Origin of the sequence: Larkinella terrae (genome assembly GCF_009668025.1) — a bacterium.
Taxonomy (GTDB): domain Bacteria; phylum Bacteroidota; class Bacteroidia; order Cytophagales; family Spirosomataceae; genus Larkinella; species Larkinella terrae.
Genome location: NZ_WJXZ01000007.1, coordinates 284,271 through 301,245, shown reverse-complemented (window position 1 = coordinate 301,245; position 16,975 = coordinate 284,271). Strand labels below are relative to the sequence as shown.

Annotated in this window: 13 protein-coding genes; 9 read left to right on the top strand and 4 right to left on the bottom strand. The window is 50.6% G+C overall.

Annotation, left to right across the window (positions count from 1 at the left end):
• Positions 1-131: 131 nt before the first annotated feature.
• The 3 genes from GJJ30_RS14095 to GJJ30_RS14085 all read left to right on the top strand — a co-directional run bounded on the left by GJJ30_RS14095 (position 132) and on the right by GJJ30_RS14085 (position 2,481).
• Positions 132-854: an OBAP family protein gene (locus GJJ30_RS14095; RefSeq protein WP_205880564.1), complete on the top strand. Its 723-nt coding sequence runs from the start codon at positions 132-134 to the stop codon at positions 852-854.
• Positions 855-968: 114 nt separating this feature from the next.
• Positions 969-1,862 (top strand): ROK family protein, encoded by an 894-nt coding sequence (locus tag GJJ30_RS14090; RefSeq protein ID WP_154175798.1) that lies wholly within the window; start codon positions 969-971, stop codon positions 1,860-1,862.
• 55 nt (positions 1,863-1,917) lie between these two features.
• A complete protein-coding gene (locus GJJ30_RS14085) occupies positions 1,918-2,481 on the top strand; it encodes a D-sedoheptulose-7-phosphate isomerase (RefSeq protein WP_310588285.1) in 564 nt (187 codons plus the stop codon).
• A 120-nt stretch (positions 2,482-2,601) separates the two neighbouring features.
• Here GJJ30_RS14085 and GJJ30_RS14080 read toward each other — a convergent pair whose 3' ends face one another.
• Positions 2,602-3,312, bottom strand: coding sequence for a molybdopterin-dependent oxidoreductase (locus tag GJJ30_RS14080; protein ID WP_154175796.1), 711 nt, complete (start codon positions 3,310-3,312; stop codon positions 2,602-2,604).
• A gap of 75 nt (positions 3,313-3,387) precedes the next feature.
• Here GJJ30_RS14080 and GJJ30_RS14075 point away from each other — a divergent pair, with 75 nt between their 5' ends.
• Positions 3,388-4,263: a LytR/AlgR family response regulator transcription factor gene (locus GJJ30_RS14075; RefSeq protein ID WP_154175795.1), complete on the top strand. Its 876-nt coding sequence runs from the start codon at positions 3,388-3,390 to the stop codon at positions 4,261-4,263.
• A gap of 108 nt (positions 4,264-4,371) precedes the next feature.
• Positions 4,372-5,088, top strand: coding sequence for a DUF8737 domain-containing protein (locus tag GJJ30_RS14070; RefSeq protein ID WP_154175794.1), 717 nt, complete (start codon positions 4,372-4,374; stop codon positions 5,086-5,088).
• A 49-nt stretch (positions 5,089-5,137) separates the two neighbouring features.
• Here the strand turns inward: GJJ30_RS14070 and GJJ30_RS14065 are convergent, their stop codons facing one another.
• A complete protein-coding gene (locus GJJ30_RS14065) occupies positions 5,138-7,606 on the bottom strand; it encodes a YfhO family protein (protein WP_229313123.1) in 2,469 nt (822 codons plus the stop codon).
• Positions 7,607-7,839: 233 nt separating this feature from the next.
• Between GJJ30_RS14065 and GJJ30_RS14060 the strand changes: the two genes are divergently transcribed.
• Positions 7,840-8,427, top strand: coding sequence for a Uma2 family endonuclease (locus GJJ30_RS14060; RefSeq protein ID WP_229313122.1), 588 nt, complete (start codon positions 7,840-7,842; stop codon positions 8,425-8,427).
• Between the two features lie 106 nt (positions 8,428-8,533).
• Here the strand turns inward: GJJ30_RS14060 and GJJ30_RS14055 are convergent, their stop codons facing one another.
• Positions 8,534-10,957 carry an endonuclease MutS2 gene (locus GJJ30_RS14055; protein WP_154175792.1) on the bottom strand — a complete coding sequence of 808 codons (2,424 nt, stop codon included), beginning with the start codon at positions 10,955-10,957 and terminating at the stop codon, positions 8,534-8,536.
• A gap of 252 nt (positions 10,958-11,209) precedes the next feature.
• Here GJJ30_RS14055 and GJJ30_RS14050 point away from each other — a divergent pair, with 252 nt between their 5' ends.
• On the top strand, positions 11,210-12,097 hold the full coding sequence (locus GJJ30_RS14050) for a hydroxymethylglutaryl-CoA lyase (RefSeq protein ID WP_229313121.1): 888 nt from the start codon (positions 11,210-11,212) through the stop codon (positions 12,095-12,097).
• Here the strand turns inward: GJJ30_RS14050 and GJJ30_RS14045 are convergent.
• Complete coding sequence (locus tag GJJ30_RS14045) at positions 12,094-12,618, bottom strand: DUF7935 family protein (RefSeq protein ID WP_154175791.1); 525 nt, start codon at positions 12,616-12,618, stop codon at positions 12,094-12,096. The genes GJJ30_RS14050 and GJJ30_RS14045 overlap by 4 nt on opposite strands.
• 157 nt (positions 12,619-12,775) lie before the next feature.
• Here GJJ30_RS14045 and GJJ30_RS14040 point away from each other — a divergent pair, with 157 nt between their 5' ends.
• On the top strand, positions 12,776-13,102 hold the full coding sequence (locus GJJ30_RS14040) for a HesB/IscA family protein (RefSeq protein ID WP_154175790.1): 327 nt from the start codon (positions 12,776-12,778) through the stop codon (positions 13,100-13,102).
• Between the two features lie 83 nt (positions 13,103-13,185).
• Entirely contained in the window at positions 13,186-16,938 is a 3,753-nt protein-coding gene (locus tag GJJ30_RS14035) for a sensor histidine kinase (protein ID WP_310588250.1), read from the top strand.
• The last annotated feature ends 37 nt before the right edge of the window (positions 16,939-16,975 follow it).

The following is a 16,975-nucleotide window of genomic DNA, read 5'->3' as shown; positions in this document are numbered from 1 at the left end:
TAAACTTCCTTACTGGAAATGAATTTACTGGTGTACATTTACTCCGAACCTATTTTACAGTCTATCTCTCTGCTTACCTGAGAAAAAAGGAGTACTTCATTACAATGATCAAATTCGGGTTTTACCTAGCTTTGGCTTCGTTGATACTGGCCTGTGGAGAAGATACTGCCTCTACTAAAGTACAATCTTCCGATAATGAAAAACCGCTTCTGAACAGCCGATTAAAGGCAGATTCCAGCGGGATTCCGATCAGTTCGTTTCAATTATACCTCAACGATTTTCATTTTTTTAGCGGAAACCGTGCCAGCCAGCAGGAAACGCATCACTATTGTTCGCAGCTCAGCGAAGATGTAACGCAGTGTGTTATTTTCGACGGAAATGCGAGGAATGCCAAACTGACTGGTGTTGAATACATTATCTCGGAGCGGTTGTTTAAAACATTGCCGGAGGATGAAAAAAAGCTCTGGCATAGTTACCGGTATCTGGTCAAAGGCGGTTTGCTGGTTGCGCCCAATCTGTCGGATGAACAGGAACACGACCTGATGGGAAGACTGGTGTCTGCCTACGGAAAAACCTGGCAAACCTGGCAAAACGGTTCAAATTCGAAGCTGCCCCTCGGCGGACCGGCTTTGCTGATGAGTTTTACGCGGGATGGTCAGCTTGATCCCGATCTGCTGAAAAACCGGGATAAGCGGCTTCATATCGAGTCGGCGGAAAAGCGGCAATTACGCAGCGACATTCTGGGCCGGGCGTCCATCACCGGCGCAGATTCCTGGGAAAACGGTCCGGCCATTCAACTTCCGGCCCTCGTCAAACGAAATCAGCCGGATCTTCAGAAAGATACCCTTCGGTAATTTTTTTCTGCTTTACTTTGCCGCGCAGTCACGCATTTGTCGTGTGACAACCTTGTAAAACCCTGAATAAACCACTTGCTTCCGGCATGGCGGATGGTAACTCCGCCGACTAACATGAATCTTGGTATAGAAATTGGCGGCACGAAACTGCAGATCGTAGCCGGCAAAGGAACAGCGATCCAACAAAATTTTCGATTCTCAGTCGACAAATCCCGGGGAGCCGCCGGTATTCTGGCGCACATCCAGAAAGCCATCGACCAGCTTTCCGAACCCATCCAGACCGTTGGTGTCGGCTTCGGTGGCCCCGTCGACACCCAGACGGGACGAATCGCAACCTCCCATCAGATTGAAGGCTGGTCGGGATTTGGGCTGGCCGACTGGCTGCGCGAGCGGACCGCGGCCGAACGGATTCGGGTGGAAAATGACGCCAACGTGGCGGCTCTGGGCGAAGCGGTCCACGGCGCCGGGCGGACCTTCCGGCAGGTGTTTTACGTCACACTGGGCAGTGGCGTTGGTGGCGGATTGATTGTCGATGGGCAAATTTACCACGGTATGCCGCCGGGCGAAACCGAAATTGGCCACATCCGGCTCGACAAAACCGGTACTACCCTCGAATCGGTCTGTTCCGGCTGGGCAGTCGATCAGGAAGTCCGCCGGGCCGCAGCCGAACTGCCGGAGAGTGCCATTTTAAAGCAACTGGTGGGCGAACACCAAACCGGTGAAGCCCGGTTTTTACGGGCGGCCTTTGATCAGGGCGACCCGACAGCCCGGCGGATTTTGGAGCGAATCGCCGATGATCTCGCTTTTGGCCTGTCGCATGTAGTCCATTTACTGCATCCCGACGTAATTATTTTGGGGGGCGGTCTGTCGCTAACCGGCGAACCGCTGCGGGCTGCCGTTGAAAAAATCCTGCCAACGTACATAATGGGCGCTTTTCAACCCGGACCGGCCATTCGGCTGGCTGAACTGGGCGAAAATGTTGTACCGATTGGCGCTTTAAGTTTATAACCTGAAGGGCCGAACATAGTCCGGTCTCTTCCAGAAATCCTTTAACTTTTACTGCATTATGCAAACCTATTTTGAACAATACCTCGTTCACCACCAGGAAGCTCTCAATTCCATTCCGGTTGATCGCGTCGAACGGATTGTGGAACTGCTGAAGACCTGCTGGAAAGAAAACCGGCAGTTTTTTGTCTTTGGAAATGGCGGCAGCGCGGCCAATGCCTCCCATTTTATTACGGATCTGGGCAAAGGAGCGTCCGACCGGCTGGGCAAGCGGTTTCGCTGTATGTCGCTGAACGACAATACCGCCTGGATTACCGCCCTCGGCAACGATTATTCCTACGACGACGTATTTCTCGGGCAGTTGCAGAACTATGCCCAACCGGGCGACCTGGTGCTGACCATGAGCGTCAGCGGCAGCTCACCGAACCTGGTAAAAGCCATTCAATGGGCCAAGGAACACGATTTGACGACGGTTGCGCTGGTCGGTGGAAAACGCGGCAGCCTGGCCGATCTGGCCGACGAAGTGATCGTCATCGACTCTCAGCATTACGGCCGCGTGGAAGATGCCCACATGACGATCTGCCACATGCTGTGTTACGCATTTATGGAGAATAGTATCTAATGAGTTAAAGAGTTGTTTCGCAGAGTTGAGCGGAGAAAAAGGGAGTTACGCAGAGTTTTTAATTAATTTCTCCGCTTAACTCTTTTTCTCCGCTCAACCCCGCGAAACAATTGCAACTCTTCAGCTATACCGATCATTTCGCCAGGGGTAGGCGGTGTTGGAATATCCGCGTTCTTCCCAGAATCCCAGGCGGTTTCCGGCCAGAAACTCGATGCGTTTGATCCATTTGGCCCCTTTCCAGGCGTAGAGCTGGGGGGTAATCATGCGGACGGGGCCGCCGTGTTCGAGCGGCAGCGGCTGGCCCTCGGCGGTATGCACCAGAAGAACATCCAGCTTGAGCGCTTCCACCAACGCCAGATTGGTCGAGTAACCGTCAAAACCGTAGCACATGACGTGCGTAGCGGTTTCTTTGGGCATCACCAACGCGGCCAGATCGGCAAACCGGACGCCCACCCAGGGCACATCCAGCTTCGACCAGGTCGTTACGCAGTGAAAATCGCTCACATCTTTCGTTTGGGGTAAAGCCATGAAATCGGCCCATTTCAATCGAATGGGATTCTCCACTTCGCCATCGATGGCCAGTTGCCATTTATCCAGCGGAATCCGGGGGTGATGACCCAAGTCCAGCACCGGCCATTTTTTCGTAACCGTCTGACTTTTTGGTATCTTCGGCATCCCGTGGCGGTTCGGCGGACCCGAGCCCAGCGGTTTTTCGTCGGTCATCGAGGGCGTATTCTGGATCGCTTCTTCAAACCGCCGTTTGAGTTTCATCCGGGCGTCAATGATTCGATCGAGTTTATCGGATTCCGGGGCGGTTTCGTCTGGTTCCATGTTTTTTCGTTTGATGAATAACAGCAAGAAAGTCGTTCTGGTTTTAGATACAAAAAAAGGCCGTCGAAAATACGCATGGAACCGCTGAACCGTCGCCAACACGGAGTTTTGCTGCTGATTCTGGTGCCGGTTCTGGCAACCGTAGCTTCGCATGTGGTCTTCTACCGGCGGTTTCCGTGGCAGACGGATTACCAATTTCCGATTGCTTATTTTCTGACCGTAAGCACGGTGATCCTGTCGTGCTGGTCGGTTAATCTCCTGATTTTTCGGTTATTGGATCGTAATTTACCGTTTTCCTACAATCCAGCCCGACGCATCGGCCGGCAACTGTTGTTAGGCGGTTTTGCCACGTTGCTGACGTTTTCGGTTGTCTTTCCCAATGCCATCCGGCTTTATACTGGCTTCTGGCCCAATGCGGTTCAGCTTACGTCCGGCGTTTTTGTCTGCATTACCATTGCAACGCTTGTCAACGGTGGTTACGTCGGACTGTATCTGCTTGAGGCTTTCCGACTTGAGAAACAACAGGCCGCTGAAAATCTCAACGAAAAACTGTCCGGTTTGCAACAAACCACCCGACCGGTTTCGGAAGCTGCGGTCTTGATCGACTTCGGGGCGCGTCAACTCCGTTTCCGACCGGACGAAATCGCGTATTTTTTCTCGACGCAGGGCCTTGTCCTGCTGGTCAAAACCGATGGGCAGCAGTTGACCACCCACTACAATTCCTTTGCAAAACTCGAAAACCAGCTTCCCGCCAATTATTTTTTCCAGCTAAACCGGCAGTTTATCGTGTCCGTACAAGCCGTTCGAAGCGTGCAGGACGACAGCAACCGCAAACTGATCGTTACGCTAACGCCGTCTTTGCACAAAAACCAGCCCGAAGAAACCGTCACGGTCAGTCGCTACCGGAACGTCGAATTCCGCAAGTGGCTCCAACAGCTTGCCGTCGGCTGACCATTCATCCGCGAATACAGTACCATTCATTGAATCAGTGCTGAAAAAGTCTCTACGTTGCCGTTTTGCAAACTTGTTTTACAGCATCAAACCAAATCTGTAAATCAAATGCAACCCAATCTTTCGCACCTGTACGAAAATCCGCCCATCTGGCTGAGCCTTTGTTTCGGCGGAATTCTAATCATTACCCTGGCAGTTTTTTATGCAGCCCTCCGCCAGGCCGTACCGACCAAAGCCGGTTTTATTCTTTTTGGTATCCTCACCTGGCTGGCGGTTTTACTGGCACTGGCCCAAAGCGATTTTTTCCTGAAAACTGATGCGGTGCCACCGCGCTTTTTTATGGTGATTTTACCGCCGTTTACACTTATTCTGGCTTTGTTCCTGACTAAAAATTCACGTCGTTTTCTTGATCAGCTTCCGATCCAGACCCTGACCTGGCTGAATACGATTCGGGTGCCGGTGGAATTGGCGCTGTATGGTTTATTCATCCATCACTTCATTCCCGAGCTGATGACGTTCGAGGGTAGGAATTTCGATATTCTATCCGGATTGACGGCCCCACTCGCGGCTTACTGGGCGTCGCAGAATACTGCGGCCGCCCGCAGAAAGCTGTTGATCTGGAACATTCTGGCGCTGTTGCTGCTTATCAATATTGTAACGCATGCCGTGCTGGCCGCGCCCCTACCCATTCAGCAACTGGCGTTCGATCAGCCAAATGTGGGCGTGTTGAAGTTTCCATTCGTCGGATTGCCCGGCGTGGTTGTTCCGCTGGTTTTGTTCGGGCATCTGGTTTCGATCCGGCAACTGACGAAAAAACACTTGTAAGGTCTTTTAAAACCTTACAGGTGTTATAAAAGTCACCTTTCAAACTTGATTAAACGGTTCGCTTCTTTCGTTCGAAATAAACCGCCGTTCCGATAAAGGCCACAATCAGCAATGAACAAACCAGATCGACCACCTTGCCGACGCGAATCGAAACCGGGTCGAACTTGAAAACGATTGTGTGTTTCCCGGCCGGAACGCGCATGGCCCGCAGCACATAATTGGCTCGCAGGTGGGGCATTTCTTTACCATCGACGGTCACTTTCCACTCGTCGCGAACGTTGTAGTAGATTTCCGAAAAAACCGCCAGTTGTTCGCTTTTGGCATTGCTTTCGTAGGTTAGTTCGTTTGGTTTGTAACTGGTCAGCCGGATCGTGTTGGCGGAATCGGGCTGGATTTTCAAGCCGTTCAGTTGCTCGGCAAATCGCTGATCGACCACGGCCGACTGGCGGGTATTCAGGCTATCGAGGGCCTGCATTTCGGCGTTGGCGTTCGGCACCATCCGATAATCTGCCACAAACCAGGCATTTCCCAACGCACCGGGATTCAATTGAGCCGCCGGTGGTCCCGGCGCCTGTTGCGGGTTGGCCGACTGGCTTTGCGTAATCAGGTACTTCGTATTCAACATATTGAGTACATTGAAATAATTCGGTGCATCCGGCGTCTGGCGTAAATTCCGGTATAATTGAAATTCCGCTAACTCCTGATACCGGCGCAGTTTGGCCGCGTGATAACCCCCCAGGGATTTGTGGAAATAGGATGCCTTCGCATCGCTCATGAAACTAGTAGTGGCATCCAGCACCCGGAAATCGAGGGCTTTGTCGGCCAGAATCTGCTCGTCGGCGGCTGTGGGCGTAACCGTCTCCTGAATGGACTGTTTACTCACAAAATCATCGTTGTTGAAATACCGCTTATCGACGTTGAAGAGGTCAAAAATCATCAGCGCCATCAAAACCGGGTAGAAAATAACCGACTTGATGCGATCCCGAACGAACAGCCAGATCAATGCTCCCACCACCAAAATCAGAAAGGCTGACCGAATGGCATCCGTGCGAACCATACTGATGCGGTCGTCAACAATAGCCGCAACCACCTGTTCCGCCAGATTTTTATTTTGTAAACCCTGTTCCAGATTACTGGAAAACATTTCGTCATTCATGGCCCGGAAGCCTTGAAAAACCGTAGGGGCCAGCGCCATTAGCAGCGACAACCCGGCGGTTACAGCCAGACTGATGAGCAGAGGCCGGTTCAGTTCTGCCGCCGTCAGTTTCTTATCCACAATCTGTTTCAGCGCCAGAATGCCCAGCATCATCAGCGGCAATTGCGCCAGTGTCAGCGTCATTGTAACCGCCCGGAACTTGTTGAAACCGGGAAAATAATCGAAAAGTAAATAATTGAAAGCCGGGAAATTATGCCCCCAGGCCAACGCAATGTAAAAAATTGCGATGCCTAACGACCACCATTTCAAACGTCCCGGAACAATGATCAAACCCAGAACAAAGAGGAAAATGACAATGGCTCCCGCGTATGCCGGGCCACTCTGACTGTAGAGATTTCCGTGATAGAGGGGCAGTTGCTGGATAAACTGCTGCGCCATACCCGGATCGACACCAATGCCGGTCATCTTTTTGTACGTTTCCGAATCCGTTGTCAGCGCTCCCATAGTAGGTCCTCCGGCGTAGTTTGGAATCAGCAGCGTAAAGGTTTCGCCAATTCCGTAGCTGTACTGAAACGCGTATTCTTTGTCCAAACCGCCCGACGGGCTGGCAGTTGCAGTCGCCGGAGCACCGGTTTCGGCTTTCGGCGAAATGGTCAGTTCGGATTTCCCACGGGTCGTAACCGTCACGTAATCAGCCGCATTCCAGAGCCGGGTCGTGTGCGTACCGACGGCCAGAATGGCAGCTGCGGCCAGCGCCGATAAGGATAGAACCAGCGAACGAACGCGTCCTTCGCGGATGGCCACCACACTCTCGATCAGCACGTAAATGATGATTCCGAAAGCGAGGTAATACGTAATCTGGACGTGGTTGGCGTATAATTCAAGACCTAGAAAAACCGCTGTCAGGGCGGCCCCGGCCAGATAACGCCCCCGCAAGGCCATGATCACGCCCGCCAGAACGCCCGGCGCATACGCCAGCGCCAGTATTTTTGAAACGTGACCGGCTTCGAGACTGAGTAACGTATACGACGCAAATGTGTAAGCCACCGCCCCCAGGGCCGAAAGCCAGCTGTTAACCCCCAGCGCCAACAGTAAAATATAGCCACCCAACATCATCAGCCAGAGGTAGTTAGCCGGATCGGGAAGCAGCAGATTGATGTACTGACCCAGTTTATGCGTCAGACTGGTGGGGTAATCACCGGCAATCATGTAGGTCGGCATTCCGCCGAACATGCTGTTGGTCCACCAGGCCCACTCTCCGGTTTGTTTCTGGTATTCGACCACTTCGCGACTGGCCGCAACCGACTGAATGATATCGTGTTGGTTTAGTCGTTTGCCCTTCAAAACGGGTGAGCAGTACATAACGGCTAATACTGCAAATGCAATAACGGCTAGTAAATGAGGAAGAAAGCGTTTGAAATTCATACAATCGGTCGAAATGCGAAGCTCAGAGCAGCTAGTCAAATAACGGGTAAAGAAACGCTTTTTTCTAACAAGGCGAAAACTCCGCGCGTCACTTTTTCAGGACAATGCGTTACCTGCCGGACGCGAAACCGTCAAAGGATAAGACTATTTATCCGCAATTTCTTATTTTTATGGAAGCAAGAAACGTTGAATTCATCATGGTCGCAGACCCGCAAAAAAAGCTGTATACCTTCGAGGAGTATGAAGCGCTGGAAAGAGAGGAAGGGATCCGGTATGAATACATTGATGGAGAAGTATTTGCCATGGCCGGAACCACCAAACGGCACAATACTATCGTTCAATCTTTTGCCCGCCTGTTGTACCCTTTCTCCCGGAAAAGTGGCTGTACGGTTTTTACAGAAAGCATCAAGCAAAAACTAAAAACCGGTGAAAAATACGTCTACCCGGATGTGATCTACACCTGCGAGCCCGCCGATCTGGCCGACGATTCCGAAACAGTCGTTCGCTCGCCCAGTTTACTGATCGAAGTGGTTTCAGACTCTTCAGAACGAAAAGATCCGATAATCAAGCGATTTGAATACGTCAAAATACCATCCTTACATTATTACCTGCTCGTTCAGCAGAAGCAGTACATCATTGAAGTCTACGAACGCTCGGCTGGCTTTTGGAAATACACCATTTACGATGGTCTGGAAGCCAAAATCGAGCTGACGAAATTGGGGATTACGTTGACAGCAGCGGAGATATATGAGTTTTGAACTTGGATTACGCGGATTAAAGGATTAAAAGGATCTTATTGGATAAAAACCAGCGGTAACAATCCTGGTTAATCCTTTAATCCGTGGAATCCAAGTTCAGAACAATTTACGACAATTTCACCACCGTTACTCCGGCCCCACCCCGGTCGGCGTGTTCGTCCTGCATGGAAACAACCTGCGGGAAGGTCCGCAAGTGGTTTCTGACTAAGGTGCGCAGAATGCCGTCGCCTTTGCCGTGCACAATCCGTAGTTCAGGATAGCCGAGCATCAGGCCGTTATTGATAAAATTATCGAGTTCCACCATTGCTTCTTCGCCCCTTTGTCCCCGAATGTCAAGGTTGAAGCTGAAGTTCATCATCTTCTCATTCAGGTCGATGCCCTGTATTTTCGGGCGGGCGGTTTCGCCCACGGCTTCGCGGTAGACTTTGCGACTGACTTTTTCCAGGCGGTTTAGCTTGATGGTGGATTTCAGATCGCCAATCCGGATTTCGGCGTCCTTTCCCCGAATCGCCAGCACCTCGCCAATCGTGGATTGCCCCTTGATCTGCACAAAACTACCTACCGCGATGGTCCCGGATTCAGGCAGAAACTCTTCCGTTTCAACCTTGGCCCTGGCCGGTTTTGCATCCTCCACCAGGGTTTCCTGCCGCAGCTCTTTTTTATCAAACTGCTCCAGTTCCTGCCGCACCAGCCGGGTCATATCACGCTCGGCCTTGTTCTCCTTGATCTCGCGAATGGTGTTTTCAATCCGCTGGTTCGCTTCGGCCACCAAGGCCCTGGCCTTCTGCTTGGCTTCGTTCAGCAATTTTTTCTGATCGTTGTCGAGTCGGGTTTTCAGGGCGGTGGTTTCGGCCAGTTGCTGGGCCAGTTTGCGCTGATTGATCCCCATTTCCAGGTTTCTTTCGGCAAAAACCCGCTTTTCGATGTCCAGTTCTTTCAGCAGTTTTTCGAGATTGACCTGCTGCGATCCCAGTTTTTCCTTCGCCCGGTCGATGACATTTTTCGGCAATCCGATTTTCGACGCAATCTCGAACGCAAACGAACTGCCCGGCCGACCAATCTCGAGTTCATAGAGCGGTTCCAGGTGTTCGCCGTCAAACCGCATCGCCCCGTTGACCAGCCCCGTGGTTTTATCGGCGAAAAGTTTCAGGTTAGTGTAGTGCGTATTGATCACCCCGTACGCACCCGATTTGGTCAGTTCCTCCAGAATGGCCTCGGCAATGGCGCCCCCCAAACCGGGTTCGGTTCCCGTACCAAATTCGTCGATGAGAAACAGCGTTTTGCGATTCGCAAATGTCACAAACGCCTTCATGCTGGTCAGGTGCGAACTGTAGGTACTCAGGTCGTTTTCCAGCGACTGTTCGTCCCCAATGTCGATGAACAGATTCTGAAAAATTCCCGCCGTCGAGCCTTCAATAACCGGAATCAGCAAACCGCTCTGCACCATATATTGCAGCAGCCCAATCGTTTTGAGCGCAACGGATTTTCCCCCGGCGTTCGGCCCCGAGATGATCAGGATTCGCTGACCCGGATCGAGCAGCAGATTCAGCGGGACCACCTTTTTGCCCTGTTTCTGAAACGACAGGTGCAGCAGCGGGTGCCGCGCCTGAAGCCAGTCCACCAGCGGCTGGTTGACCAGCTTCGGCATTCCGGCGTCGATCTGCAGCGCAAACCGGGCTTTTGCCCGAATGAAGTCGATTAGACCCAGAAAAGTCGTGGCTCGCTGTAATTCAGGCAGATACGGGCGAAGCACGTCGGTCAATTCGCGCAGAATGCGGGCCACTTCGCGTCGTTCCTCGTATTCCAGTTCGCGGATTTCGTTATTGGTGTCGAACACCTCCGCCGGTTCGATAAAAACCGTCTGGCCCGTGGCCGACTCGTCGTGGATGAAGCCTTTCAGCCGCCGTTTGTGTTCCGCCGAAATCGGAATAACCACCCGCCCGTTCCGGATCGTGAGCGAAATATCGTCGGGCATCCAGCCCTGCTGGCGGGCATTCCGCATGATGCCGTCCAGTTTTTTGCGCAAACCGGCCTGCTCAGTGATGATGCGACGGCGAATGTTGGCGAGTTCCGGCGAGGCCGAATCGCGGACGTGGCCCCGGTCGTCGATCACGCGCTCGATGGCATCCGTCAGTTTCTTGTCAACGGTGATGGAATCGGCGAGTTCGGTCAGGTACGGGTAAACGTCTTTTTCCTTGCCCGCCAAAAACCGCAGGCACAATTGAATGGTCCGCAGGGTGAGCTTCAGGTCAAAAAATTCTTCTTCGGTGAGCATCATGCCCTCGATCCGAATCTTACCGAGCTGCGGCCGAATGTCCAGGTAATTCGACGCCGGAAATTCCGGTTCGTATTGCACGATGGTTTTAAATTCGGCCACCTGCCGAAGCATTTTGTCGATCAGCTGGAAATTATCGGAAAACCGGATTTTATCAACATACGACTGTCCCAACGGGCTCATACAAGCCTGCCGGAGCAAATCGCGGATTTTATCGAAACCTAATTTTTGTTCAAATGAATCAGGATAGAGCATTTGTTGTTCTTCTTGTTGTTACGGACCGGCGGGCGATCCCGTCTAGTTAGTGAGATTCTGGATGGTTTAGAACACCGTTTAACACCAAGATCTTACGGACTAACAGTCCGTGGATACAAGGGTACATGAAATAACACGGGCAACAGAAAAGCAGTTCGGTTGCTTTTTTCGTAAAAACCGCAAAATTACACCCTGAAAGTCAATTGCCGGTTTAAATCCGGACAACTTTCACGCATTTTGCCATCTGGACCTATGAATTCGTTTAAATTGATTGAATGCCCGCGCGATGCGATGCAGGGATTGGCCGATTTCATTCCAACGGAGGATAAGATCCGCTACCTGAATGCCTTGCTGCGGGTCGGTTTTGATACCCTCGATTTCGGCAGTTTCGTATCGGCCAAAGCCATTCCGCAGCTGAGCGACACGGCGGAGGTACTGGCGGGTCTGGATTTAACCGAAACCCGAACAGAGCTGCTGGCGATTGTTGCCAACCTGCGCGGGGCCGAACAGGCGGTTTTGTACCCGGAAATCCAGTATCTCGGTTTTCCGTTATCGGTTTCGGAAACGTTTCAACTGCGCAATACCAACAAAACCATCACTCAGGCTTTTGCCGAAGTGGAAGCCATCCAGCAACTCTGCGTCACGCATCAGAAGCAGTTGGTCGTCTATCTGTCAATGGGTTTCGGCAATCCGTACGGCGACCCCTACAGCCCTGAAATCGTGGGGCAATTTACCGAACGACTCGTCCGTAGCGGTATCGCAATCATTGCACCTTCCGATACTATCGGCTCTTCCACTCCCGAAGCAATTGAGACGTTGTTCGGGCATTTACTACGGACTTTTCCGACGATTGAGTTTGGTGCCCACCTGCATTCCCGACCGGAACAGGTCGCCGAAAAAGTACAGGCGGCTCTGCGGGCGGGCGTTCAGCGCATCGATGGCGCTTTGCAAGGTTTGGGCGGCTGTCCGATGGCTTCCGATGCGTTAACCGGTAATTTACCCACGGAACAAATTACCTATCTTATTAAAAAAGAGGGCATTTCGCTGCATATCAACCAAAACCGCCTGGCCGAAGCCTTGGTGTTATCCTCCGAAATCTTAGGCTCCCGTACCCACGGACCGGCGGGTGGCCCCGTTTAGAGAAAAATCCCCTGTACTTCGTCTTTTACGGCTTTGAGACCGGAAGCCGTCGGCTGGACATTTTTCTGGATAACTTTATCAAAAATCTTTTTAGATAAATCCAGCGCGGGCGCATCCGGAGCGGTTTCACCGGCAGCTTCGTTTATCAGCAGCACCACCTCATTCATGGCATTCTGGACGGATTCCCAAACCGCCTGGCTCATGTAAATCTGCTGCGAAACGTTGTGGTTGTATTCTTCCCGGATTTCCTGAAGCAGCAGTTGCTGAAAATCCAGGGCCAGCGGGGCCTGACCGTTCAGCCGCAAAAGCAGATTGGCGGGCGTGATTCGTTCCAGAAACAACGCCATGCGTTCGTAAGCCTGCAAGCGCAGGGGCGTTACTTCGCTGGCATAGCGGTTTTTCAGATCAACCCGCTGTTTGTCAGCTTCGCGTTCCAGCATCAGCTTGACGGTTAGATACATGCCGTATAAAACCAGCCCGGCCGGAATCAGTAATTTTAATAAATCAGGGATAAAGTCCATAAGCAATTTCAAGTGTCGGAAGCGACTTTCAGTTGTTCGTGCCGATTAATTTGTAGTCAACCATTCACAGAATCATAAACTGAAAACTGGTATCTATTGGCAATATTTTGGGGTAAAGTTTGTAAATTTCAGTCAGCAAAAGGAATTTTTACACAGTATGTTTATTGAAAGTATCGAAAATCCGGTTCGTCTAACCCCCGAAGCCTGTGAACAGATTCGGGAAACATTTCGGGCCAATAAAATTCCGGACACCTACGGTTTACGGGTTGGTATTCGGGGCGGGGGTTGCGGCTCGTCGTGGTTGCTGGGTTTCGACCAGCCCGGCCAGTCGGATGAAGTGTTCGAAATCGACTCCATTCGGGTCATTATTGACAAAAAGCATCTGCTCTATGTCTTCGGTGTCGAAGTTGGGTTTGAGACCAGTGAAGAAGAGCGTGGATTTACCATTCAGAAGCCTGAGCAAACGGTGTCAAATCAACGTTAAACAACGTTGGAACTATGTCAGAAATTTTGGCATGATTTTGGGGTTATATTATGTATCGGAAGCCCAATTATCATTTTTTTGTTGTGAGTCTACTCAACAAGCATATTTTTCTCATTCTATCCATTCTGGCACTAGGATTGTCGGTCTTCTTCTATTCAGTGCTGGAAAGGGGCGCCATCAGTGCGGCCGATGAACAATACCTGCGCACCACGCAGCAGCGGATTAAAACAGAACTGGCGATTAGTGGGGAAGAAGTTCAGGCAATCTCAGAACTGCTGAAGAAAAAACCGCCCTACACCTTTGCCGAATTAAGCCGCGAAACCAAATATCCCTACTACATTTTCCGGAACAAGCAGCTTCTTTACTGGTCCGACTTCCGGTTTATCCCCGACTATAAACGCCTGAAAAGCATTATTTACCCGAAACTGGTTCAATTTCCGCAGGGACAGTATCTGGTAAACCGGCAATTCATCAAGCAGCAGAACGACTCGCTGGAGGTATTTTCGCTGGTAAACGTCTTTCGCAAGTACCAAAACGAGAATAGTTACCTGCGCTCCGGTTATAATCGCGATCTGTTTTCGCTCGACCCGAAGGAAATCTCAACCGAAAAAGGGAGCCTTTACCAGAGCATGTACGATCAGACGCCGGTGTTTCTGTTCTCGGTCATTCAACCCGAACTGGAAAGTTACCAAAACCAGACGTCGCCGGTCAATACGGTTATTCTGGCCACCCTCTCGGTATTTTTCATGGGCGTCTACCTCATCCGGCGCACCCTGAATTTACGACGAAGTCGCCACTACGGGGCCGGTTTTATCATTCTTGCCCTTTATCTGGTCGTTTTACGATCGGTGATGCTTTATTTTGGCGTACCGTTTCTATTTTATGAAACCGCCCTGTTCAATCCCCGGTATTTTGGCTCGTCTGTAGTGGCTCCCTCCCTCGGCGATCAATTGCTGAATTGCATCGTCATGGTCATTCTGGCCTTGTATTTAGCCAATACGTTTTACCGGACCCGATCGTATTACTGGCTGCTTCGTAAGTCGGATGGGCTGAAAGCTATTATTTCAGTTGCAACCGTCATTCTGAGTTACGGAGTATTTTACGGTTGTTACCATGAACTGAGTACGATTTACGGAAAGTCTGAATTTACACTCGACATTACCCTGAGTCTGTCCTTTACCAGTTTAAAACTAGCCTGTTTGCTGGTTTACATCGCCATTTCGACGGTTTTCTTCCTGCTGCAACACGTCTTTTCGAGCCTGTTCATCCGCCTGAATCTATCCTATTGGCGGGGATTGCTGTGGTTTTCGATTGGCACCCTGGTCTCGGTATTTATTCTGTGGCAAAGTTCATTACCAATGCCCTGGATTATTGGGCTTCAGGGCTTGTACTTCATGGTTTTGTATATCAGCCGCTTTCCAAGAGCGCTATATTCATTCCGTTACAAAACGACCCTTTATCTGTTTTTTACGGCTCTGATCTGCGCAGCTTTGTCCACCTATGTAGTTTACAATCAGGGACTTAAAAAAGACCGAACCAATAAAAGCGAATTTGGTGAGCAGTTGCTGGTTGAAAACGATGCGTTTGGCGAATTTCTGCTCAACAAGACCAAAACTTCCATTACGCAGGATGCCGACATTCTGCGGGCGTTGACCAGCGATACAATATTAGTGAACGAACGAATCCAGCAGCGGATCAAGAGCACCTATCTGGACGATTATTTTCAGCGCTATACCACCCACGTACTGGTTTTCAACACGCTGATCCCGTCGGCGGATTCGCAACTGGCGGAGGCCAGTTATCAGAAATATGTCCAGCAGTTTCGTCAGGAACGTTACCAGACCCAGTATCCGGATATCTATTTTATTAACAATGCCGGGAACAACTTCGTCAAGCAATACGTCCAGTTTCTTGACATTAAACAGGGCGACAAACGGATCGGACATATTGTGCTTGATCTAAAATTGAGCAATACGGATCATGAAAATCCGTATTCCAATCTGACCGACAAAAAATTCATTCAGGCCCCGGAGACGCAGGTATATAATTATGCCATTTATAATCCGAGCAAGCAACTGTTGTACAGCAGCCGGGAATATAACTACGAGCGAAAACTACCGGTGAAATATCTGAGTGATCCGGTTTTCTACGAGGAAGGCATATCGCACAACGCCTACAAACACGTCGGATTCAAGAATCAAAGTGGCCGGATTGTGGTCGTATCGTCGAAAGACTACCCAATTCGGAACATTTTCTCTAATTTCTCCTTTCTGTACCTCGTCCTGATTCTGTACGTTTTGGTATTGATTCTGGGCTATTCCATCCGATTTGGCTTTTCCCGGTTTTATATCAATTATTCAACCAAAACCCAGCTTTATCTCAACGCGGCTTTCTTTCTGCCGCTGGTGCTGGTGGTTGCCATTACCTTCGGGGTCATCAGTTCCAACTACGATGCTTACCAGGAAACTACCTATCTAACCAATGCCAAAAACATCAGCTCTAATTTCCTGGGAAGCTGGAGCGGTTTTTTAAATGCGAAAACCAGTGAAGGAGTTATTGAACAGGAGCTGAATAAAATCACGCAGGACGATGACATTGATATCAGCGTGTTTGATAATCAGGGAAATCTGTGCTGCTCTACGCAACCGCTGGTGTATGAAAGCGGTCATTTATCGAAACGAATCAATCCGGCCGCGTACATTCACCTGATCGAAGACAAAGAAAACCAGGTTTTGCTGACCGAATCCCTCGGAACGAAACAGTATCGGACGGCCTATGCGAGTATAAAATCGTACGACGGACGGCTTCTGGGGATTATCGGTGTATCCCATTTTAGCTCGGAACCCGAGCTGGAACACCAGATGATCGATATCGTCACTACGGCCTTGAGTGTGTTTACCGGTTTATTCCTGATCTTTCTGTTCGTTTCTTACTGGGCTTCCAACGTCCTGACGAAGCCCCTGAAAATCATCACGCAAAAAATCCGCAAAACCAACCTCGATCGCTTCAATGAGCCGCTGGACTGGAAATCGGACGATGAAATTGGTCTGCTGATCGGTGAATACAACCGGATGCTGGTGAAACTGGAGGAGAAAAAGCAGGCTTTGTCGCAAAGTGAAAAACAGTCGGCCTGGCGGGAAATGGCCAAGCAGGTGGCCCACGAAATCAAGAATCCGCTGACGCCCATGAAGCTGACATTGCAACATTTGCAACGGACGCTGCAGTCTGACAATCCGACCGCCCGCCGGGTGCTACAGCGGACGCTGGAAACGCTGCTTGATCAGATTGATAACCTAAGTGACATTGCAACCTCGTTCTCCGATTTTGCTAAAATGCCACTGCCTAAAAATGAGTTGTTTGAAATTACGTCGGTGATCAATAAAGCCGCCGATCTTTATGCCGACGACGGTAAAATTACGCTTGTACGGGATATTTCACCGTATCCGGTTATGGTGATGGGCGACCGGCAATTAATCGGCCGAATTCTTACCAACCTGATTATCAATAGCGTTCAATCTGTATCGTCTGACCGGAAACCGGTTATTCAACTGCGGCTGGCAGTGACGGACGAACACATCAATATTGAGATCAGCGACAATGGCGCTGGGGTTCCCGAAGCAATTCGCAGTAAAATATTCCTGCCAAATTTCAGTACGAAGGAAGGAGGCTCCGGCCTGGGTCTTGCGATTGCCAAACGGGGAATTGAACACGCCGGTGGCAGTATCTGGTTTGAAACCGCAACGGGCGAAGGCAGTACCTTTTTTATTACCCTGCCACACATTCCACCAATCGGTACCGGCAGCGGCTTAAAAGGCGAAAATATCGGGTTAAATTAAGCTTCCGGACTTGCCCGGTTTTAGTCAGTCAAGTTGC

Excerpts from the sequence above, each read along its gene's own strand:
- GJJ30_RS14090 (WP_154175798.1), top strand. The coding sequence starts at position 969 with ATGAATCTTGGTATAGAAATTGGCGGCACGAAACTGCAGATCGTAGCC.
- GJJ30_RS14080 (WP_154175796.1), bottom strand. The coding sequence starts at position 3,312 with ATGGAACCAGACGAAACCGCCCCGGAATCCGATAAACTCGATCGAATC.
- GJJ30_RS14075 (WP_154175795.1), top strand. The coding sequence starts at position 3,388 with ATGGAACCGCTGAACCGTCGCCAACACGGAGTTTTGCTGCTGATTCTG.
- GJJ30_RS14070 (WP_154175794.1), top strand. The coding sequence starts at position 4,372 with ATGCAACCCAATCTTTCGCACCTGTACGAAAATCCGCCCATCTGGCTG.
- GJJ30_RS14065 (WP_229313123.1), bottom strand. The coding sequence starts at position 7,606 with ATGTACTGCTCACCCGTTTTGAAGGGCAAACGACTAAACCAACACGAT.
- GJJ30_RS14060 (WP_229313122.1), top strand. The coding sequence starts at position 7,840 with ATGGAAGCAAGAAACGTTGAATTCATCATGGTCGCAGACCCGCAAAAA.
- GJJ30_RS14055 (WP_154175792.1), bottom strand. The coding sequence starts at position 10,957 with ATGCTCTATCCTGATTCATTTGAACAAAAATTAGGTTTCGATAAAATC.
- GJJ30_RS14050 (WP_229313121.1), top strand. The coding sequence starts at position 11,210 with ATGAATTCGTTTAAATTGATTGAATGCCCGCGCGATGCGATGCAGGGA.
- GJJ30_RS14045 (WP_154175791.1), bottom strand. The coding sequence starts at position 12,618 with ATGGACTTTATCCCTGATTTATTAAAATTACTGATTCCGGCCGGGCTG.
- GJJ30_RS14040 (WP_154175790.1), top strand. The coding sequence starts at position 12,776 with ATGTTTATTGAAAGTATCGAAAATCCGGTTCGTCTAACCCCCGAAGCC.